Genomic DNA, 2838 nt, shown 5'->3' on the forward strand with positions numbered 1-2838 from the left:
GCGGAGCCGGGCCGGGCCTGGTTGATCTCCGGCCGGACGCCGGCCTGGCGCATCAGGGTGTCGACGTCCCTGCGCTCCTCCGGGGTCACCAGCGTGACCACGACACCGGACTCGCCACCGCGGGCGGTGCGGCCCGCGCGGTGCAGGTAGTCCTTCGGGTCGGCGGGCGGGTCGACGTGCACGACGAGGCTGACGTCGTCGACGTGGATGCCGCGGGCCGCGACGTCCGTGGCGACGAGGACGGGGATGCTGCCGTCCTTGAACGCGTCGATCGCCCGGTTGCGGGCGTTCTGCGCCTTGCCGCCGTGCAGCGCGCTGGCCTGCACGCCCATCCGCCGCAGCTGCTTCACCACGCGGTCGGCGCCGTGCTTGGTGCGCACGAAGAAGAGCGTGCGACCGTCTCGGGCGGCGATCTCCTGCACGATCTGGTTCTTGTGGTCCCGGTCCACCAGCAGCAGGTGGTGGTCCATGGTCTCCACCGGCGCGGTGGAGGAGGCGACGGCCCGGGTGATCGGGTCGTGCAGGTAGCGGTCGACCAGGGTGGCCACCTCGTTGTCGAGGGTGGCGGAGAACAGCAGCCGCTGGCCGTCGGCCGGGGTGCGGTCGAGGATCCGCTTGACCTGCGGCAGGAACCCCATGTCCGACATGCGGTCCGCCTCGTCGATGGCCGTGACCTCGACGGCGGAGAGGTCGCAGGTGCCCTCGTTGACGTGGTCGGTGAGCCTGCCGGGCGTGGCGACGAGCAGGTCGACGCCGCGGCGCAGCACGTCGATCTGGCGGTTCATCGACATGCCGCCGACGACCGACGCCACGGTCAGGTGCAGGGCCTTGGCGAACGGCTGGATCGCGTCCATGACCTGCTGCGAGAGCTCGCGGGTCGGCACGAGCACGAGGCCGCGCGGGCGGCGGGGCTCGGCGTGGGCGCCCGCGAGCCGGGAGATCAGGGCGAGGCCGAAGGCGAGGGTCTTGCCGGAACCGGTCTGGCCGCGGCCGAGCAGGTCGCGGCCCTTCAGGGTCTCGGGCAGGGTGGCGGCCTGGATCGGCCGCGGCTCGGTGAAGCCCTCGGCGGTCAGGGCGCGGAGCACGGGCTCGGGCAGGCCGAGCTCGGCGAAGGAGGGCAGCCCCGTGGCGGGGGCGGTCCAGAGGACCTCCTCCGGCATGACGGAGCTGAGTGCGCGCTGCGGGGCGCCGCCGCCGGTGCGGCGGCGCGGAGCGCTACCACCACCGGTGGGACGGCGACGGGCAGGACGGCGGGACGGACTGGTCACGAGACCTCCGGGACGATGGCACGTCACACGGAGCGACACGGCGACGTTGCGCGGCCGGAACCTCGGGACGAGCCCGGGCGCGGATGGGGAGTGCGCCCGACGGGTGAGTACAGGTACGCCGGGCACGGTGGGCCCGGTCGTTCGCAACCCACTCTACGGGACGCCCTCCGCCGACCGTCGCCCACTCCCTGTGATCTCCGCTCGACCGCCCGAACGGCACTCTCGCTCAGTAGGTGTGAGCGAGAGTGCCGTTCGCTCCTGGTCAGCCGAGGCCTGCCTCCGCCACCAGGGAGTGGAACAGGTGCTCGCCGGCCTCCGGGTCCCCGCCGCGGGCGGTGAACCACTCCGCGACCCGCCGGACGTCGCGGACCAGGAACTCGGCGCCGTGCGGGTTCCCGACCAGGTCCACGACCTGCGGGAGGTCGATCAGGACCAGCCTGCCGTCGTGGACGAGCAGGTTGTAGGCGGACAGGTCGCCGTGGGCCCAGCCGAGCCGGGCGAGGCCGTGCAGGGCCTCGCCGAGCTGGGCCCACAGGTCCGCCAGCTCCGCGGGAGTCGGGCGGACCTGCGCGAGCCGCGGGGCCGTCTGCTCCCCGTGCCCGACGAACTCGAGCAGCAGCTCCGTGCCGTCGAGCTGGACGGGGTAGGGGACGGGCAGTCCCGCGGACCACAGCGTGCCCAGCGCCGCGAACTCCGCGGCCGCCCACTGCCCGGAGAGCAGGTCGCGGCCGAAGGCGGTCCGGTTCGCCATGGCCCGCGTCTCGCGGGACCGGCGGACCCGGCGGCCCTCCTGGTAACCGGCGTCCCGGTGGAACATCCGGTGCTCGGCGGTGCGGTACCGCTTGGCCGCCACGAGCATGCCCGGCGAGTCGGGGACGGCCCGCTGGAGCAGGTGGACGTCGGCCTCCTTGCCGGTCTTGAGCACGCCGAGGTCGGTGTCGACCGCGGCGTGGGCGGTCACGACCCAGTCCGGGCGGGGGACGGGGCCGTGCTGGGCGCCGGTCCAGGTGGACCAGCGGTCGCCCTCGGGAGGGCCGTCGATGTCGGTGTCGGCCCGGCCGTCCACGGCGTAGTCGGGCCGCGGTACGGCACGTACGGGTTCGTCGTCGTCGAAACGGGGACGGCGACGGGGGATGCGCTCGCGCATTGAAGGGTGTCTCCTGGACGTGGGGTGTTCACCCCACGCGAGGACCTCAGCGCGGGGTGCGGTGGCCGAGGGGCGCGCCGGAGCGCGCCGCCACCCGGGCGGCGGTCGTCATACCTGGCACACCTTCTCTCCACGTCTCAGCCACCACGGTAGCGCGGGGGTCCAGCGATTAAACCGGATACCGTCGGCCGATGACGGGATCCGAGACGACCCGCCCGACCCTGCGCGGGTCGTTCGGCATGTCCGCCTCCACCCACTGGCTCGCGACGGCCACGGCGCAGTCCGTGCTGGAACGCGGCGGCACCGCGGTCGACGCCGCCGTGGCGGGCGGCTTCGTGCTGCAGGTCGTGGAGCCCCACCTGAACGGACCGGGTGGGGACCTCGTGGCGATGGTCGCTCCCGGCGGCCGGGACCCGAAGGTGA

General features: G+C 74.1%; 3 protein-coding genes. 1 reads left to right on the forward strand and 2 read right to left on the reverse strand.

The features are described 5' to 3' along the window. Both H5J29_RS27730 and H5J29_RS27735 read right to left on the reverse strand, forming a co-directional pair. Positions 1-1160: DEAD/DEAH box helicase (locus H5J29_RS27730; RefSeq protein ID WP_181783939.1), on the reverse strand; the 1160-nt coding region annotated here is incomplete at its 3' end. Between the two features lie 370 nt (positions 1161-1530). Continuing rightward, complete coding sequence (locus tag H5J29_RS27735) at positions 1531-2415, reverse strand: serine protein kinase RIO (RefSeq protein WP_181783940.1); 885 nt, start codon at positions 2413-2415, stop codon at positions 1531-1533. A gap of 191 nt (positions 2416-2606) precedes the next feature. Between H5J29_RS27735 and H5J29_RS27740 the strand changes: the two genes are divergently transcribed. After that, positions 2607-2838: gamma-glutamyltransferase (locus H5J29_RS27740; RefSeq protein WP_181783941.1), on the forward strand; the 232-nt coding region annotated here is incomplete at its 3' end.

The organism is Pseudonocardia pini, assembly GCF_013870575.1.
GTDB lineage: Bacteria > Actinomycetota > Actinomycetes > Mycobacteriales > Pseudonocardiaceae > Pseudonocardia > Pseudonocardia pini.